This is a genomic window from Nocardia sp. NPDC005366, from assembly GCF_040606855.1.
Taxonomy (GTDB): Bacteria; Actinomycetota; Actinomycetes; order Mycobacteriales; family Mycobacteriaceae; genus Nocardia.
In genome coordinates, this window is sequence record NZ_JBEXFQ010000017.1 from 1 (window position 1) to 17,338 (window position 17,338).

At 66.3% G+C, this 17,338-nt stretch carries 19 protein-coding genes; 8 read left to right on the plus strand and 11 right to left on the minus strand.

Annotation, left to right across the window (positions count from 1 at the left end; translation table 11 throughout):
• Nucleotides 1-135: 135 nt before the first annotated feature.
• Together ABZS43_RS20145 and ABZS43_RS20150 are read left to right on the plus strand one after the other, a co-directional pair.
• Nucleotides 136-1,428, plus strand: coding sequence for a glycosyltransferase 87 family protein (locus tag ABZS43_RS20145; protein ID WP_355037436.1), 1,293 nt, complete (start codon nt 136-138; stop codon nt 1,426-1,428).
• Between the two features lie 140 nt (nt 1,429-1,568).
• Nucleotides 1,569-2,381: a methyltransferase gene (locus ABZS43_RS20150; protein WP_355037437.1), complete on the plus strand. Its 813-nt coding sequence runs from the start codon at nt 1,569-1,571 to the stop codon at nt 2,379-2,381.
• A gap of 104 nt (nt 2,382-2,485) precedes the next feature.
• On the opposite strand, the gene msrA is transcribed toward ABZS43_RS20150, so the two are convergent.
• Nucleotides 2,486-3,001: a peptide-methionine (S)-S-oxide reductase MsrA gene (gene msrA / locus ABZS43_RS20155; protein WP_355037438.1), complete on the minus strand. Its 516-nt coding sequence runs from the start codon at nt 2,999-3,001 to the stop codon at nt 2,486-2,488.
• The gene (gene msrB, locus ABZS43_RS20160; protein ID WP_355037439.1) at nt 2,998-3,450 is read right to left on the minus strand and encodes a peptide-methionine (R)-S-oxide reductase MsrB; all 453 of its coding nucleotides are present in this window, start codon (nt 3,448-3,450) and stop codon (nt 2,998-3,000) included. The genes msrA and msrB overlap by 4 nt, the downstream gene beginning before the upstream one ends.
• A gap of 144 nt (nt 3,451-3,594) precedes the next feature.
• Here msrB and ABZS43_RS20165 point away from each other — a divergent pair, with 144 nt between their 5' ends.
• Both ABZS43_RS20165 and ABZS43_RS20170 read left to right on the plus strand, forming a co-directional pair.
• Nucleotides 3,595-5,214 carry an alkaline phosphatase D family protein gene (locus ABZS43_RS20165; protein WP_355037440.1) on the plus strand — a complete coding sequence of 540 codons (1,620 nt, stop codon included), beginning with the start codon at nt 3,595-3,597 and terminating at the stop codon, nt 5,212-5,214.
• Between the two features lie 233 nt (nt 5,215-5,447).
• Entirely contained in the window at nt 5,448-6,599 is a 1,152-nt protein-coding gene (locus ABZS43_RS20170) for an acyl-CoA desaturase (protein WP_355037441.1), read from the plus strand.
• Nucleotides 6,600-6,691: 92 nt separating this feature from the next.
• Here the strand turns inward: ABZS43_RS20170 and ABZS43_RS20175 are convergent, their stop codons facing one another.
• The 5 genes from ABZS43_RS20175 to ABZS43_RS20195 all read right to left on the minus strand — a co-directional run bounded on the left by ABZS43_RS20175 (nt 6,692) and on the right by ABZS43_RS20195 (nt 10,667).
• Nucleotides 6,692-6,835 carry a hypothetical protein gene (locus ABZS43_RS20175; protein WP_355037442.1) on the minus strand — a complete coding sequence of 48 codons (144 nt, stop codon included), beginning with the start codon at nt 6,833-6,835 and terminating at the stop codon, nt 6,692-6,694.
• 257 nt (nt 6,836-7,092) lie between these two features.
• Nucleotides 7,093-8,037: an antibiotic biosynthesis monooxygenase gene (locus tag ABZS43_RS20180; RefSeq protein ID WP_355037443.1), complete on the minus strand. Its 945-nt coding sequence runs from the start codon at nt 8,035-8,037 to the stop codon at nt 7,093-7,095.
• Nucleotides 8,038-8,046: 9 nt separating this feature from the next.
• Entirely contained in the window at nt 8,047-9,450 is a 1,404-nt protein-coding gene (locus tag ABZS43_RS20185; RefSeq protein WP_355037444.1) for an amidohydrolase family protein, read from the minus strand.
• Between the two features lie 124 nt (nt 9,451-9,574).
• On the minus strand, nt 9,575-10,153 hold the full coding sequence (locus ABZS43_RS20190) for an HdeD family acid-resistance protein (protein WP_355037445.1): 579 nt from the start codon (nt 10,151-10,153) through the stop codon (nt 9,575-9,577).
• 97 nt (nt 10,154-10,250) lie between these two features.
• On the minus strand, nt 10,251-10,667 hold the full coding sequence (locus tag ABZS43_RS20195) for a VOC family protein (protein WP_355037446.1): 417 nt from the start codon (nt 10,665-10,667) through the stop codon (nt 10,251-10,253).
• A 198-nt stretch (nt 10,668-10,865) separates the two neighbouring features.
• Between ABZS43_RS20195 and ABZS43_RS20200 the strand changes: the two genes are divergently transcribed.
• Nucleotides 10,866-11,846 carry a glycosyltransferase family 9 protein gene (locus ABZS43_RS20200; protein WP_355037447.1) on the plus strand — a complete coding sequence of 327 codons (981 nt, stop codon included), beginning with the start codon at nt 10,866-10,868 and terminating at the stop codon, nt 11,844-11,846.
• A 9-nt stretch (nt 11,847-11,855) separates the two neighbouring features.
• Here the strand turns inward: ABZS43_RS20200 and ABZS43_RS20205 are convergent, their stop codons facing one another.
• Nucleotides 11,856-12,191: a metalloregulator ArsR/SmtB family transcription factor gene (locus ABZS43_RS20205; RefSeq protein WP_355037448.1), complete on the minus strand. Its 336-nt coding sequence runs from the start codon at nt 12,189-12,191 to the stop codon at nt 11,856-11,858.
• A 267-nt stretch (nt 12,192-12,458) separates the two neighbouring features.
• Here ABZS43_RS20205 and ABZS43_RS20210 point away from each other — a divergent pair, with 267 nt between their 5' ends.
• A complete protein-coding gene (locus ABZS43_RS20210; protein ID WP_355037449.1) occupies nt 12,459-13,139 on the plus strand; it encodes a M23 family metallopeptidase in 681 nt (226 codons plus the stop codon).
• Nucleotides 13,140-13,277: 138 nt separating this feature from the next.
• Nucleotides 13,278-14,360: a hypothetical protein gene (locus tag ABZS43_RS20215; RefSeq protein WP_355037450.1), complete on the plus strand. Its 1,083-nt coding sequence runs from the start codon at nt 13,278-13,280 to the stop codon at nt 14,358-14,360.
• Here ABZS43_RS20215 and ABZS43_RS20220 read toward each other — a convergent pair.
• On the minus strand, nt 14,332-14,685 hold the full coding sequence (locus ABZS43_RS20220) for a hypothetical protein (RefSeq protein WP_355037451.1): 354 nt from the start codon (nt 14,683-14,685) through the stop codon (nt 14,332-14,334). The genes ABZS43_RS20215 and ABZS43_RS20220 overlap by 29 nt on opposite strands.
• A 253-nt stretch (nt 14,686-14,938) precedes the next feature.
• On the opposite strand from ABZS43_RS20220, the gene ABZS43_RS20225 reads away from it, so the two are divergent.
• Complete coding sequence (locus tag ABZS43_RS20225; RefSeq protein ID WP_355037452.1) at nt 14,939-15,274, plus strand: RNA polymerase-binding protein RbpA; 336 nt, start codon at nt 14,939-14,941, stop codon at nt 15,272-15,274.
• Between the two features lie 132 nt (nt 15,275-15,406).
• On the opposite strand, the gene ABZS43_RS20230 is transcribed toward ABZS43_RS20225, so the two are convergent.
• Both ABZS43_RS20230 and ABZS43_RS20235 read right to left on the minus strand, forming a co-directional pair.
• Nucleotides 15,407-16,189 carry an ABC transporter permease gene (locus ABZS43_RS20230; RefSeq protein ID WP_355037569.1) on the minus strand — a complete coding sequence of 261 codons (783 nt, stop codon included), beginning with the start codon at nt 16,187-16,189 and terminating at the stop codon, nt 15,407-15,409.
• 101 nt (nt 16,190-16,290) lie between these two features.
• Nucleotides 16,291-17,283 carry an ATP-binding cassette domain-containing protein gene (locus ABZS43_RS20235; RefSeq protein WP_355037453.1) on the minus strand — a complete coding sequence of 331 codons (993 nt, stop codon included), beginning with the start codon at nt 17,281-17,283 and terminating at the stop codon, nt 16,291-16,293.
• Nucleotides 17,284-17,338 lie beyond the last annotated feature (55 nt).

Sequence of the window (17,338 nt, forward strand, 5' to 3'; positions counted from 1 at the left end):
TGAAACCGATCACCCGCCGACCTCGCCACAGCGGACATGATGCACCACCGGCCACTCCAAGCTGACTAATCAGACGATTGGGAGACAGAACCTAGCGTGGGAACGCGAATCCGAACCCGAACGCTGGGAGTGAGCGTGTCGTTGTCGTTGATCGCCGAGGTGGGCACGCGCGCCTCGGTCCCGCATTCGCCGCGACGACGCCCCGTCGGGCCCGTCGTGTTCTGGGTGATCCTCTTACTCGGCACGGCGGCAGGCGCGTGGTATCTGAAGCAGGTACTCGACCTGCCGCAGGTGCGGATGCATCTCAAAGACCTGAGCGTGTACCAGATCGCCGGAAATCGGGTGGCCGACGGCGATTCCGTCTACGACACCCCGCTGCTCGGCAATACCCGCGGCGTCTGGGAATTCGTCTACACCCCGTTCGCCGCGCTGCTGTTCGTCCCGCTGGGCGGATTGAGCGGCGATCTGTACACGGCGGTCGGCGCGGTCGGCAATTTCGCGATGCTGGCGGCATCGGCCTCGGCCGCGCTATCGATCCTCGGCTACCGGCGCGACCCGCGCCTGGCGATCACGGGAGTCGCGCTCGCCGGACTTCTGCTGTGGTGCGAACCGGTGCGACAGACCATGGCCTTCGGACAGATCAATATCCTCCTGCTGCTGCTAGTGCTCGCGGATATGGCACTTCCCGACTCCGCGCGATGCAAGGGCGTCCTCACCGGCATCGCCGCCGGGATCAAACTGACCCCCGCGTTCTTCGTGCTCTACCTGCTGTTCACCGGGCGCTACCGCGCCGCGGCCACCGCGGGCGGCGCGTTCACCGCGACCGTCGTCCTCGGGTTCGTCGCGCTGCCGAAGGATTCGCTGACGTTCTGGAGCGGCGCGTTCGCCGACCCGGCCCGCGTCGGGGTTCCCGAGAATCTGTCGAACGAATCGCTGCGCGGCATGCTCGCACGGGCGGTGGGGGTCGACGGCGGTCACCAAATGCTCTGGCTGGCAGGCGCGGTCGCCGTCGCCGCGACCTGCCTGTATCTCGCGCGACGGCTGTCGCTGCGGGGATATGAACTCCACGCCGTCGTGCTGTGCGGTATCACCACCACCGCGGTGTCCCCGTACAGCTGGGTGCATCACTGGGTATGGCTCGCGCCCCTGCTGATCTGCCTGACCGAGGTGGCGATACGTCATCGCGGTGTGGTCGCGCCGCTTGTCCAGGTCCTGGCGGTGGTGGTGGTCTCCGGTGGTCTCCTGCACTACTTCGGTCCCACGGCGGACACCGTCCTCGATATCGGCGGTTTCCTCCAGATCTTCTTCCGCAACGCCTATATCTGGCTGACCGTGGTGCTGTTCGGTGCCGCCGCGCTCTTCCTCCGGCCTTCCGCGCGGTCGGGCGAGGGCGATTCGGCGGTCGGCGAGCGCGCGACGGCCCTCTGACCACGCGGACGGACCCATCGGCGGCCAGCCGAAGTGGTCCGACAGCCGTCGCTGTCGTTACCTTGGAGGCGCCATGTCGGAACCACCCCTATTTTCCGGGGCAGGTCGACGGCGATCGAGGTAGCGAACGGAGAGCACCGGTGAAGCACCGAGCAGGGCAGATGGTTCGGCGGTGGCGCGGACAGGTGCGAGACGTAGTGGATCGCGTCGGGCCGAGACACTCCGAACAACGGGTGATCGCCGAAGCCGCGCAGTACTGGTCGACCCCGGCGGCGCATGCCTGGCGGGGCAACTCCCATTGGCGCGACGGAATCCCCGGTCAGTGGGAGCGCGTGGGAGATGACCACCTCGCCCTGTTCGGCAAGCTGGCGCGGGTTCTCGACCGCGCACCGTCGATGGGGACCGTCGTGGAATGGGGGTCGGGCGGCGGGGCCAACGCGGTCGCGTTCGCCCCCGGCGCCGATCGGTTCGTCGCCGTCGATGTCGCACGAGCCAGCCTCGAGGAATGTGAACGCCGGACACGGGCGGTGTGCGATACGCCGTTCCAGCCGGTTTTGATCGAGGTCGAGCACCCGGAGCAGGCCGTCGAGCACATCGGCCGCGGTACCTGCGATGTGTTTCTCTGCCTCTACGTGATCGAACTACTGCCCTCTCGGGATTACGCTCGACGCGTTCTCGATATCGCACGGGAGTTGCTCGGGCCGTCCGGGGTGATGTTCGTGCAGATCAAATACCGCGACAATGCCGACCGTTCGCCGCACAAACGCAACTACGCCCGAAATCTCGCGTCGCAGACCATCTTTCCGATCGACACGTTCTGGCAGATCGCGACCGCACACGGGTTCACCCCCGAAGTGGTCTCACTGGTGCCGCGCAACGACCTCGACCGGAACTACGCCTACCTGCTGCTCACCCGGTCGCCGAATGGCGAGGACATCGCACGATCGACCTGATCGGGCGGCGCCGTTATCGCGCGGCGGAGACCACACGACCGCACCACCCACGAGGGTGGTGCGGTCGGTTGCGTTCGAGCGCCCTACCCGGGCGACCCGCCCCCTTACGAGGCCGTCGTCTGCCGCTTCGGCAGCTTCCAATCCGGCCGCGGGTAATGGCAGGTGTAGCCGTTCGGGTACTTCTCCAGGTAATCCTGGTGCTCGGGCTCGGCCTCCCAGAACTCGCCCGCCGGGGTCACCTCGGTGACCACCTTGCCCGGCCACAGGCCGGACGCGTCCACATCGGCGATGGTGTCGAGGGCGACGCTCTTCTGATCGTCGTCCAGGTAGAAGATCGCCGACCGGTAGCTGGAGCCGATGTCGTTGCCCTGGCGATCCTTCGTGGTCGGATCGTGGATCTGGAACAGGAATTCCAGCAGCGCCCGGTAGTCGGTCTGCGCGGGGTCGTAGACGATCTCCACGGCCTCCGCGTGGCCCGGGTGGTTGCGGTAGGTGGGGTGGTCGTTCCGGCCGCCGGTGTAGCCCACCCGCGTCGACAGCACTCCCGGCCGCTTACGGATCAGGTCCTGCATACCCCAGAAACATCCACCGGCGAGTATCGCCTTGCGCGTCTGGCTCACGCGTCCTCCTTCGTGAAGATCGTTCTGTACTGCCCATAACCTTCCGCCTCGAGGTCATCGAGGTGGATGAAACGCAGGGCCGCCGAGTTGATGCAGTATCGCAGCCCGCCCGCCGCGCGAGGACCATCGGTGAACACATGCCCGAGATGACTGTCCCCGTGGGTCGAACGCACCTCGGTGCGGACCATCAGATGACTGAGATCGCGCTTCTCGACCACATTGCCCGCATCGATCGGCCTGGTGAAACTCGGCCAGCCGGATCCGCTGTCGAATTTGTCGACCGAGGCGAACAACGGCTCGCCGGATACCACGTCCACGTAGATACCCGGCTCGTGATTGTCCCAGTACTCGCCGGTGAACGGGCGTTCGGTGCCGTTTTCCTGGGTGACGTGGTACTGCTCGGGCGACAGGGCGGCCGCCGCGGGATTCCGGTTGTATTCCTGTGCCATATGACCTCCTCATATCAGCTCCCCGTACAACCCGCTCCCCCGCGTGGAAAGTCCCCGGCGCGGGGCGCGTCATACTTCTGTCATCATTCGCCTCGCCCTCGACATTTCCGAGCTCGTCACGCCCGGGCGCAGTAACGTCGTCGTATGGCGGAGTTGGTGCTCGGCCCGGTGTTGCGGCACGTCGACGCGTCCTCGGCGACCGTCTGGGTGGAAACGAACGGCTCGTGCGAAGTAGCGATCCTGGGACGGCGCGCCAGGACGTTCCAGGTCGGGGAACAGCATTTCGCGTTGGTCGTCATCGACGATCTGGAATCCGACGCCTCGATCCCCTACGAGGTCGCCATCGACGGGGTTACCGCCTGGCCCGAGCCAGGGTCCGATTTTCCGCCGAGCCGGATCCGCACGGGAACAGTCCGGACCATTCTGTTCGGATCGTGCCGGGCGGCCAAGACCGCGCCGGACGCCCTCGGAGCGGACCGGCTCGGCCCCGACGCGCTCGACGCCTATGCGTTGCGCATGAAGGACCGGCCCGAACAGCAATGGCCGGACGCACTCCTGCTGCTGGGCGATCAGGTCTACGCCGACGAACCGACGCCACGGATGCGGCAGTGGCTCGTGCGCCGACGCGGCGACGAGCAACCGCGCGGCGAGGTGGTGTCGTTCCGGGAATACGCCGAGCTCTACCACGAGTCGTGGTCGGATCCGGAGATCCGCTGGCTGATGTCGACGGTGCCCACCTCGATGATCTTCGATGACCACGACGTGCGCGACGACTGGAACACCTCGCGGATATGGCGCGAGCAGATGGCGGCGAAACCGTGGTGGAACAGGCGTATTCGCGCCGGGCTCGCCTCGTACTGGGTGTACCAGCACCTCGGCAACTTCGGGCCGCGGGAGTTGGCGGGCGACGAACTCTTCCGCGAGATCAGTGCGGCGACCGGTGATGTGCGGGAGCTGCTGGAGGATTTCGCCGAGAAGGCGGACAAAGAGCTCGACGGCCGCAAACCCACCCGGTGGAGCTATCGCCGCGACTTCGGCCGGATCCGCCTGCTGGTGATCGACACCCGCAGCGGCCGCATTCTCGACGGTCAGCGGCTCATGGTCGGGTCCGAGGAATTCGCCTGGATCGAGGAGAACGCCGCGGGTGATATCGACCATCTGCTGATCGGATCATCGTTGCCCTGGCTGATGCCGCCCTCCCTGAGTCACCTCCAGTCGCTCAACGAACGGGCGGCGGCGCTGCCGGGGTGGCGCGGCAGACTCGGCGAGAAGGTCAGGCAGGCAGCCGATCTCGAACACTGGCCCGCGTTCCGTGCGTCCTTCGAACAGTTGGCGGCCCTGATCCACCGCATCGGCGACGCGCCCGAGGCGCCGAGCACGATCTGCGTGCTGTCCGGGGATGTGCACCACAGCTACGCCGCGCGCGCCACATACCCGAATCCGACGAAATCGGAAGTGCTGCAACTGGTGTGCTCGCCGGTCCACAACGATCCGCCCAAGTACATGCGCCCGGCGTTCGCCCTGTCCTGGGCGAAACCGCTCGCCGCGGCGCTGCGCTGGCTGGCCGACCGGCGCGGGATCTCGCCCGACCCGGTCCGGTGGGAGAAGGTGAGCGGGCCGTATTTCGGCAATTCCATCGGCTGTCTCGATATCACCGGCAGGTCCGCGCGATTCACCCTGGAGACGGCACAAGAGGGAAAGGGGCTGATCCGGGTCGCTGAGTTGGCATTGCCGATGCGCGGTGAACCGACGAGACCGCTGTGAGCATCGGCTGTACCCGCGCGCGAGCATCGTCGGCGACACGCGAACGTCACCCGAATGTGGCGTCGATCGACCTGTCGGTTCACCCGGTGGTGATGTGGACGCGCGATACTTCTGACGAGAGGCGCGGGCCGCGATTTACGAATTTCGGACAGCCCGCTAGGGTCTGCGCAGGCTCGATGGATGAAAGTCGCGGCCCGAACCGACAATGACGCATAGGGATGTGCAGGCCACCCGTGGTAATTGACAGCACTGCCGATCGGGTGACGCCGACTTCCGGCGCCGCGACGAGCGCACTGGTCGCGGCCGACCGCGACGAAGCGAGCGGACGGTCACGGACCGAACCGGACGCGAAGACGCGTGGTAGCGAGTTCTCGGTGCTGTTGCGCCGCGTGCGGGACGCGGGGTTGCTGGATCGGCGATCGCGGTACTACTACTGGAGAATCGCGCTCACCGCGGTGGCGTTCGTCGGCGGATGGGCTGCCTTCGTCCTGCTCGGCGAATCGTGGTGGCAACTGGGTGTCGCGGCGTTCCTTGCGGCGGTCTTCGCCCAACTCGCCTTCCTCGGTCACGACGCCGGGCATAAGCAGATATTCGGAAGCCGCAAGGCCAATTACCTGTTCGGGGCGATCGTGGGCAATCTCGCGATCGGATTGAGCATCGGCTGGTGGGTAGCCAACCACAACCGCCACCACGCCCACCCCAATACCGAGGGCGCCGACCCGGACGTGATGGGCGTGCTGGCATATTCCAGCGACCGCGCTCGGACCGAGACAAGCTTCCGGCGATTCATCTTCCGCTACCAGGCCTGGTTGTTCTTCCCGATGCTGCTGCTCGAGGCGGGCAGTCTGCATTTCTCGAGCGTCAGGGCGGTTCTGCGCTGGGCGATACCGAACCGGTTCTGGGAGGGCATGCTGCTCGCGGCGCATTTCGCCGGCTATCTCGCCATGGTCTTCCTGGTGCTGTCACCGGCCAAGGCGGTGGCCTTCCTCCTCGTGCAGCAGGGACTGTTCGGGTTCTACATGGGCTGTACCTTCGCCCCCAACCACAAAGGCATGGAAGTACTGCACGAGGGCGATTCGGTGGATTTCCTGCGCCGCCAGGTGCTCACATCCCGCAACGTCATCGGCGGGCCCGTCATCGACACGGCCATGGGCGGTCTGAACTACCAGATCGAACATCATCTCTTCCCGTCCATGCCGCGCCCGAACCTGCGCCGAGCCCAGCCGATCGTGGAACAGTTCTGTGCCGAACGCGATATCCCCTACCTCCAGACCGGCCTGTTCGACTCCTATGCCCAGGCGCTCGCCCATCTCGACGCCGTCGGCCGATTCGCCAGGCCGAACGCGGCATCGAACCGCGATTCGGATACCCCCGCCAACGTGTGATCCCGGTGCGCCGGACCGGGATCGTCACCGCCCGACGATCCTCCCCGTCATGCGCACCGACACGGGCGACGTCGTGCGTCGCCCCCCGTCGACTATCCGAGAGACTTCTCGAACAGCAGGAAGGCGGCGACGATTCCGCCGAGCACAACCGGGCCGTAATAGCCGGGTGATCCGACATAGTCGAAGGTCGACGCGGCCACGACGACCGCCATCATCAGGAACAGAAAACGCTTCACCGGCCGACTCCCACCCTCGGTTCCCTCTCAGCATACGAGATGCGGATTCGGTTGTGCCACAGTTGAAATAGCGGAGGCAATCGGTCTGCGCGCACCCGGTCGACGCCGGATACTCGCCGATGACCGGTTCCGCACCGGAGATGCTGCTCCTCGGTTCGCTACGAATTTCCGGGCGGTGCCGGGCGGGCGGGTGCTCTCCGGAACGTCGACCGCGGGTCGGCCGGAAACTCCGGCGCGTTCACGGAGCGCTCGATACATCAGTCGTAATCCCAGTACTGGAGCCATTTCACCGAGGCGAACACCAGCAGGGTCAGCGCGTAGACGACGACAACGACGGCCGCGCCGATCGCACTGACACCTCTGCCCGCACCGTCGACCGGGTCCAGCCAGCGGCGGAAGCAGACGGCGACCGCCGGGGACAGGATCCAGCTCATCAGGGCGACGCTCACGATCTGGCTGAGCCACATGGCCAGCCAGGGCGGTGCGCCCATCGCGTCGAGTACCGGGCCGAAGAATCGTGAGAGCGTCATGACCGTCGGATAGAGCACGAGCAGGACCAGCATGGCGATCTTCCACGTCGGAGTGACGCGGGTCTCCCCGTCGACGGTGCGCAGGGTCGATCCGAACGGGGTCGTGTGCGCCACGGCCGAGAAGTCCTCGTCGAGTTCGGAACGCAGCGCGGGCAGAGCGGCGGCGCGTTGTTCGGAACGCATCCACACCGACAGGTGCTCGGCCGTGCGAAAGCGCAGCACCGAGATCCAGCGTCCCGAATCGCCCGCGCGGAACAGCGCGGCGCCGTCGAATCCGGGGAAGGTGGCACTCAACGTCACCAATCGCGCTTCGGTCGCGACGAAGTCGGATTCTCTGCCCGGGGAGACTGTGTGGTGGAATACGCCGACGCCGGGCGGTGGCAGTTCGCCCTCGACGACGATCAGGTCCGAACTTCTGCGGTGGAATCCGAGTGCCTCCCCCTCGGCCAGCACGCGGGACCTGGCCGGGGAATCCAGGAATTCGTTCGCCGACCGCTCCGAACCGAAGGTGACGCTCAATCCCGATTCCAACGGCGGTTCCGCGTCGGCCGCACGAGACGACTCGACGAAACCCTCCGTGGCCGTGGCGATTTCGACCATTCGCGCCAGCCACGCACGGAAGGACGCGGCGTCGGCCGGGCGGTGGAATACGGTGATCGCGGTGGCGTTCATCGGCGCGGGCTAATGGTCGTCGATACGACGACCCTGCACGTAGACCTCGGCGATCGTGGTCTCGTCCATTCCCGTCAGCAGCGTGAACAACGTCTGGTCGCGTGCGAGAGCCGGATCTTCGGAGCGGACACCGTGTGTCAGCCTGCCCGCCAGCGCCGGGGTTCCCGCCGGGTCGACGACGAGAAAGTCGGCTTCCTTGCCGAGATCGAAATTCCCGAACCGGCGCTCCATATCGAGAGCACGCGCACCGGCCAGCGTTCCGGTGAACAGCATCTGCGCCGGATGCATCGACACCGCGGCCGCGCCGGATTCGGAGATATGGACTTTGAACGCCGCGGACAGCACCCGGGGGATCGACCATTCGTCGCCGCCGCCGAAATCGGTGCCAGCGGCCACGTTCACACCCGAGGCGATCGTCCGTTTCCACGGCATCGTGCCCGATCCGAGGAATTGCTGCGATACCGGGCAGTGCGCGATCGACGTGCCGGTCGAGGCCATCCGCTCCAGTTCGACGTCCTGGCAGTGCACGCAGTGGGCGAGAATGCTGCGCCGACCGAGCATGCTCTGTCCGCCCACCGCCGATCCCGGCAGGAATTTCCCGTCGTAGGTATCGAGGTAGGAGTTCACCCCGTACACCTGCTTGGTGGTGTCGACTTCGCCGGTGCCTGGACGATTGTTCTCATTGAGGTGGCTGTGGAAATAGACGCCGCGCTCACGGACGGAGTCGTAGAGCTCACCGAGGTTGAACAGCGTCTCGCGCGTCACCGAGAGCGAGAATCGGGGGATGACCGCCACGTGCAGCAGGGCGGTGTCGACATCGCCGGTGTCGGCGGCATGCCAGGCATCGATCTCCGCGCGGGTCAGCCGGACCACATCGTGCTCGGGGATGAGCAGCGAGGCCACCGACGCCTCGCCTGTCGTCTGGATACCCCGACCGCTGACGACGCGCAGGCCGCGACGGTGCGTCTCGGCGAACAGCGCGTCCTGCGCGTGCCGGAAGGCCGATCCGAACACCATCGCGGCCGTCGTGCCCGCCGCGATACGCCGCGCACAGAATTCGGCGGCTGCCTGCCGCGCGTACTCGGGATCGGCGAACCGGGATTCGGCCGGGTAGATGCACAGTTCGAGCCATTCGAGCAGTTGGCCGCCGCCGTATGCGTCACCGGCGAAGGTCTGGGGAAAATGGATGTGGGTGTCGACGAAGCCGGGAAGCAGGAATCCGGGGCGGTGGTCGATGATCTCCCCGCCTCCGAATTCGGGGGGTATCTCGTCACGATCACCGCAGTAGACGATTCGACCGTCGCCGGCCACGACCAGAGCACCATTCGGAAGGGAGACCAGCGCATCCGCCGCGTCCTGGACGGTGGGACGTCCGGCGAGGTGGAATACGTGCCCCAAGTGGACTTGGTTCACACAGGGAGCAGAACACATTTTGCTGGCAATTAGCCAGAGAACTCGCCAAAAGACATTACTACCTGGACATATGCAATAGATGCCACTCGCGCGACCGGGTGCCCGCACCCGGTGCGCCCGATGATCAGATACCGGCCGGAATTGCCTTCGCGTCCTTCCTGATACCGAAGGAGGTGATCACCTCCATGACCCCGAGCACGATCAGCCAGATACCCGCGACGAGCACCAGTGTCGTCGTGGAGGAGATCGGCCACACGATCAGCACCACACCGGCGATGGCGGTGAGGACACCGAAGAAGATCTGCCACCCCCGGCCCGGCACGGGTTCGGAGATCGCGCCCATCAGAATCGCGATACCACGGAACAGCCAGCCGATCCCGATCCACAGGCCCAGCAGCATGATCGAGGCCAGCTCATCCCGGAAGCAGAAGATCCCGATGATGATGCACAGCACGCCCGTGATGAACAACAGCACCCGCATACCGGCGCTGACGCTGGTGCCGAACGCCGCGACCAATTGCAGGACACCGGTGACGACCAGGTAGATGCCGAAAAGGATGCCGGCGACCACCAGGGTGGGCCCGGGCCACACCAACATCATGATGCCGATGACCACCGACAGGAGGCCGATGACCATCACCGATTGCCAGGCACTCTTCGCAAGCGACTCGAGAGGGCCCTCTAGCGCGCTATTTGTGGTCATGACCTCGATGCTAAGCCTTGCAGCATTAGTTCGCTGGCAATTTGCCATTAACGCACCGGGGTGGGACTCCCACCCCGGATTGCCACTCTGACCGGCCCTATTGTCCGGCCGCGGCGGTGATGTTGACCATCCACGCGACGCCGAACCTGTCCAGGCACATTCCGAATTCGTCGCCCCACATCTGTTTCTCCAGCGGAACGGTGACGACGCCGCCTGCGGTCAATTTCTCCCAATACCCGCGCAATTCGTCCGCGTCGTCTCCGCTGAGGCTGACCGAAATACTGCTGCCCGGTGCGTATTCCATGCCGGGCGGGGTGTCCGCGGCCATCAGCGTGAATCCGCTGGGCGATTCGAGCATGCCGTGCATGACCAGATCGGCGCCGGCGGCCTCCTTGTCGCCGAATTCGCCGAAGGTGCTGACGGTCAGCGTGCCACCGAATACATCGCGATAGAACTCGAGCGCCGCGCGCGCGTTGTCGCTGAAGGAGATGTACGGATTGAGCCTGGAGACCATGGGATGCTCCTCGCTGTAGATGCCGTTACCAGCGAGATTACCGCCGCGCGCCCTCCACGGGATCGATGACGCGGCACGTTCTCGACGTTTACCGCCGGCGCGCCGTGGGAAGTCATCCCTAGTGACTCTTGTCGTGTTCGCCTCCCAGGTGCGACGAGGCGCGGTGGTCGACGGGTTTCTGGTGGCTAGGAGTAGAGGGTGGCGGTAGTACTCGTGCTACAGGCACGCGGACTGGGCGAGTTGCTCACCGCGGTCCCAGCGCTTCGCGCGCTGCGTCGGGCCGAGCCGCGCGACCACATCGCGCTCGCCGCTCCCCAGCGACTCAAGCCGATCATCGACCTCATCGCGCCCGTGGACACCGTGGTGCCGACCGCGGATCCGGCCGCACTGCGATGGGACGGCCCGCCGCCCGAACTCGCGGTGAATCTGCACGGCCCAGGGGCCGATGGCATCGCGGCGCTGAGCAGAACCGACCCGAAGCGCATCCTGAGCTACCGCGATCCGGCGGTCCCCGATGTGAACGGCCCGGTCTGGCAGACGGATATGCACGAGGTGGAGCGCTGGTGCCATCTGCTCGAATGCGGCGGCATCGCCGCCGACCGACGCAACCTGGGTCTCGTGCCGCCGGTGTCGACCATCAGCCACCGCGACTGCGTCGTCGTCCATATCGGTGCGGGCGCTCCGGCGCGCCGCTGGCCGCCGGAGCGATTCGCCGCCGTCGTGCGGCATCTGCTCGTGGTCGGCCGCGATGTGGTGCTCACCGGTGACGAATTCGAACGCGATCTCGCGCTGAGTATCGCCGCGCGCGCCGGACTTCCGGTCAGCCGGGTACTCGCCGGCGAGCAGAATCTGATCGAACTCGCCGCCACCGTCGCGGAGGCATCGCTCGTCGTCTCCGGCGATACGGGAGTCGCCCATCTCGCCACCGCGTTCGGCACCCGCACGGTGCTGATCTTCGGCCCGACCCCACCCCGATGGAGCGGCCCGCCCGCGCACCTGCTCGCCAGGCACGCTGTGCTGTGGGCCGGCCAGATCGGCGATCCGGACGCTCAGACCCCCGACCCCGGACTACTGCGCATCGGTGTCGACGAGGTCGTGGACGCGGTCGACAAACAACTCGCCCGTCGCACCTGGCCGGGAACCGAGCGCCGCCGCGCTTCCTATCGCCGCGTCGGCTGAGGGCGCGCGTCAATCTTCGGTCACGGGCCGCGCGTCCGCTCTCGCGTCACCGAGGGCCGCGGCGTAGGCGGCGAGGGCGCTCGGCCAGAACTGTTCGAGGTAGTCGCGGGCGTCGCTGAGACCTCGCGGGTCGAGCGAATACAGGCGGCGGGTGCCGTCGGCGCGCACCATGACCAGGCGGGCGTCCCTGAGCACGCGCAGGTGTTGGGAGACCGCGGAGCTGGTCACGTCGACGAGTGCGGCAAGTTCGCCGACCGACCGGGGAGCCTGCGGCAGCGCCTCGAAGATGGCGCGGCGCGTCGGATCGCCGAGGGCCTGTAGGGCACGCACTCCATTAGTCAGCACTTAATCAGTGTGGCCACCGGGCGAGGTTGCGGTCAATTCGTGACGGTCACGCAAAATCCCAGGCAGATTCGTCTTGCGCCCGGTTTCGTTACCCTGTCGTGACATATCTACGGCGATTTTACCAACCCGTGATGGTTGCCACAGGATGGCTGAAGCCCCGGTTAGGACCCGTACCTTCGGGGAATGCCCGTGACCGATCCGTTATCTTCTCGTCGGCCCGTCGCGAACCACCCTCGTCGTCATCGAGTCGCGACTCGCGCGGTAGCCGTGTCCGCCGTCGTCACCGCCTCGCTGGGTGTGTTCATCGGCGCCGACATGCACGGTGCCGACAAGTGCGGTGCCGACAAGTGCGGGGCCGACAGGTACTGTGCGCGGCTCACCGCCTCCGAGACCACCGACCCGAGCGCGGGCCCATTCACCGCCGAAGCAGCCCATGTCCAGAACGCCGCCTTCACCGCGTTCACCCCACCCGAAGCCCAGGTGCCCCAGATCATCCCCGAGTCCGTGCTCATGGAACAGCACCGCATCGCCACCGAGGCCGCACGGCCCCGTACCGTCCGCCCGGTCGACGGCATCCTGACATCCAACTTCGGGATGCGCTGGGGCGCCATGCACGCCGGAATCGACTTCGGCGAACCGCTCGGCACGCCCATCACGGCCGTCACCGACGGTGTCGTGGTCGAAGCGGGACCGGCCTCCGGCTTCGGCCTGTGGGTGCGAGTGCAACAGGACGACGGCACCATCGGCGTCTACGGACATGTCAACGACATCCTGTCCTCCGTCGGCCAAGAGGTCCACGCCGGTGATGTCATCGCGACGGTCGGCAATCGTGGCTACTCCACCGGACCGCACCTGCACTACGAGGTCCACCATCCCGAGGCAGGCAAAATCGATCCGCTGCCGTGGCTCGTCGGGCGCGGCATCGACGTCTTCCGATCCCCGGCCTGAGTTTCGTGGCCGCCCGCGCGTCGTATGCCGATCCCCTACCCCGGTGTACGTCGCGGCCCGATCCGGTACTCCGGTACTACCGTCGAATGGTCCCGCGGCGGGACGACGCCCAGCGCGCGCGATTCCTATTTTCGGTATATGCCCGAGAACGATATCGATTCCGCGATAACGGATTCCGAGCCGGGACGGCGTGGCCGCGCTCCGGCGCCGGTACCGCAGGGCGGGCGTCTGCATCGCCCGCTGCTCGCCATGGTCGCCTTGATGACGGCATTGGTGATCGTCTCGATCGGCGGCTTGCTACTCGACGAACGCATGCTGCTCGGCGAGTCGGTGTGGCTGAAACCATTGAAGTTCGGCTTCGCCTTCGCCCTCTACGGGCTGACGCTGGCCTGGCTGCTCTCCCTGCCGCACCGGGGTCATCGCGCCACCTGGTGGCTCGGCGCCGTCTTCGCGACCACCGGCGTCGTCGATGTCGGATTCATCGCCGTCCAGGCGGCCCGCGGCACCTTCAGTCATTTCAACAATTCCGATCCCGACCCGGTGAACGTCATCGGACAGCAGATCTTCACCTCCGGTGTACCGGGACTGTTCCTGGCGAATCTGGTTATCGTGCTGATCCTTTCGTGGCAGCGACTGGTCGACCGGCCGACCGCGCGGGCGATCCACGCCGGACTGGCGCTGGCCGTACTCGGGATGGCGCAGGCCTATCTGATGGGGTTCACCGGTAAGCAGCGGGTACTCGATGCCGACGGCGACGTCGTGGAATTGGTCGCCGGGCATACCGTGATCGACGCCGCATCCCGCACCGAGGCGGCCCGCGACGTGGACGGAATGCCGATCACGCACTGGAGCACGACCGGCGGCGACCTCAGGATCGCGCACTTCGTCGGATTGCACGCCATCCAGGTGTTGTTACTCGCCGCGATCGTCTCGGCGTGGCTGGCGACGCGCTACCCCTGGCTGCGGGCCGAATGTACCCGCGCCGCATTGATCGGCGTGCTCGCCCTCGGCTACACCGGCGTGTTCGCTCTGGTCTTCTGGCAGGCGATGCGAGCCCAGTCGCTCGTGCACCCGGACGACACGACCATCGGCGTCTTCGCCGGTCTGGTGGCGCTGGTCGCGGGACTGACGGTCCTGGTCTACCTGCGAGGACGCGATCTGGTGCGGCGGGAGTCCCGCGACACGCCCGCGCTCAGCGCAGTCGTTCTGCCTCTCGGGTGAGCTCGAGCAGGGTTTTGCTCAGTGCCATGAGTTCGCCGGTGTCGGCGCCCTCCTCGATCGCTATCGCGACGTCCTCGGCCGCGCAGCGCGCCGCGAACCAGCGATCGGCCAGGTCAGCGGCTTCTTGAGCGCTGAGCACGACCGAATCGTCGGGAATGCCGGTTCCTTTGAGACTGTTACGATTCTCGTAGGCGCGCTGACGGCACGACTGTCGGCAGTACCTGCGACGGCGCCCGGACTCAGACTCGACGATTTCGCGCCCGCACCACAGGCAGGACAGCTGACGTTGGGCGGCGGCATTGCCTGACCTGGGCGTATGAGGCACGTCGCACACGATAGCCCTGCGCGCCGAGGCGGCGCCAATTGCCGTTGCGGGGCTTGGCAATCCAGGACAGATCCGGGGTCGCGGTCAGGTGGAGGACGGACGACCACTACAATTGCACGGTTCACCGTCGCCGGGGCGGGAACTATTCAGGCAGGCCCGTTCGTTGTACCGAAGGTCCGGTGAGCGCGCGACGTGCTCGTCCGAACACGGTCGCAGCGCAACACAGACTCGAGCACACAGGGAGAGGCACACCATGGCAGATCGCGTACTCCGGGGCAGTCGGCTCGGAGCGGTGAGCTACGAGACCGATCGCGACCACGACTTGGCGCCGCGTCGGATTGCCCGGTACCGCACCGATAACGGCGAGGAATTCGACGTTCCCTTCGCCGACGATGCGGAGATCCCCCCGACCTGGCTGTGCCGCAACGGCCAGGAGGGCATCCTCCTCGAGGGCACCACCCAGGAGACCAAGAAGGTCAAGCCTCCGCGCACACACTGGGACATGCTGCTCGAGCGTCGCAGCAAGGACGAGTTGGAGGAGTTGCTCAAAGAGCGCCTCGACCTGCTGAAGACTCGTCGCAGGGTCTAGAGGTACCGAGTCCAGCACAATCGGCAAGGCCGCTTCCCGTTTCGGGGAAGCGGCCTTTTTCGCGAGTCGGGCGTCGTGGTACGGCGTTTGTAGCGGTGTATCACCGCACGCGCGACACGTGCGCTTCGGAATCTAGTGGCTGGCGACCTTGCGGTACCGCAACAGCGCGAGCGGCACGGCGACGGCAAGGATCGCGATCGAGCATCCGATGGCGTATTCGATGCAGTGATCGGCCGCCCATCCGCTCGCCGGGGTGAACGTGGGCGGCGCACCGTTGTCGAACAGCGTGCGTCCCGCCGCCGAGACGGCGGTGATCGGATTCCATTCGGCGATGGTGCGCAACGGACCCGGCAGCGTTTCGGCGGAGATGAACGCCGAGGAGATGAACGACAACGGGAACAGCCAGATCAGACCGGCGCTCTGGGCCACCTCCACGGTGGGCGACATGAGACCGGTCAACGCGCCGACCCAGGACATCGCGAAGGCGAACAGCAAGATGATGGCGAACGCGAGCGCCGCGTCCCCGATACCGCCGTTGATGCGCCACCCGACCACGTAACCGCATCCGACCATGACCATCAGGCTCACGACATTGACCACGAGATCCGAGAGCGTGCGTCCCATCAGCACCGCCAACCGTGACATCGGCAGTGTGCGCATGCGGTCGATGATGCCCTTGTGGAGATCACCGGCCAGGCCGACGGTGGTGAACGCCGCGTTGAAGGCGACCGTCTGCGCGAAGATGCCCGCGAGCAGGAATTCGCGGTACTGGCTGCCACCGAGCGAGGCACCGAAGATGTAGGCGAAGAGGAAAACGAACATCAGCGGCTGGATGGTCGCGGTGACGAGTAGCGTCGGCACCCGCAGGATCGTCAACAGATTGCGGTAGGCGACGATCGCGCTGTCGCGGAAGATCCGCAGGCGCGGCGGCGTGATCTCATGACTCACCGGCCTATTCACCGAGTCGGTGGAATCCGCACTCGGCGCTTCGTCTTTCACGACGGTACCGGCGACACTCACGACATGATCTCCTCTTGTACGTCGTCGTTTTCCGGCTCCGCGACCGAGTCGCTCGCGGGAGTACCGGTGAGGGAAAGAAAGGCGTCGTCCAGGCTCGGCCGGTGGACGTTCGCGTCGAGAACGCAGACCCCGGCGTCGTCGAGTCTGCGCAGGGCCTCGACCATGGTGCGCGATCCGTCGCCCACCACCACCGACGCCTCGTCGGTGCCCGGCTCGTGCAGCGGTTCGCCGACACCGAGCTGGGCCAGTACCCGCAGCGCGGGCGCCATCTGCTGACCGGCGGCCAGGGTGACGGTCAGCCGGTCACCGCCGATGGAGGTTTTCAATTCGTCGGCCGAACCTCTCGCGATCACCTTGCCGCGGTCGATCACGGTGATCCGATCGGCGAGCAGATCGGCCTCTTCCAGGTACTGGGTGGTGAGCAGCACGGTGGTGCCGTCGTCGACGAGATCGCCGATGACCTGCCACATATCGAGGCGTCCGCGCGGGTCGAGACCGGTGGTCGGCTCGTCGAGGACGACGACCGCGGGCCGCGCGACCAGCGCTCCCGCCAGATCGAGACGTCGCGCCATACCGCCGGAGTAGGTGCCCGCGCGCCGTTGCGCGGCATGGTCGAGGCCGAACGCGCCGAGCAGTTCGGTGGCCCGCGCGGCCGACTGACGCGGCGACATGCCGTACAGCCTCGAAACCATGCGTAGGTTCTCGTATCCGGTCAGATTCTCGTCCACCGCGGCGTACTGGCCCGAGAGCCCGATACGCCTGCGCGCGGCCGCGGGGTCGCGCAACACATCGACGCCCGCCACGTGCACCGATCCCGCACACGGCCGCAGCAGTGTGGTGACGATCCTGACCGTGGTGGTCTTGCCCGCACCATTCGGTCCGAGCAGGCCCATGACGGTGCCCGCGGGAATCTGCAGGTCGATATTGTCGAGCACTCGAATCTTGCCGTAGTTCTTGGACAGTCCCTGTACTTCCACGGCGAAACTCATGAGCGCACCTCACCTTCGTCGATCCGGCGGCCGGTCACGAAGCAACCCCCACATC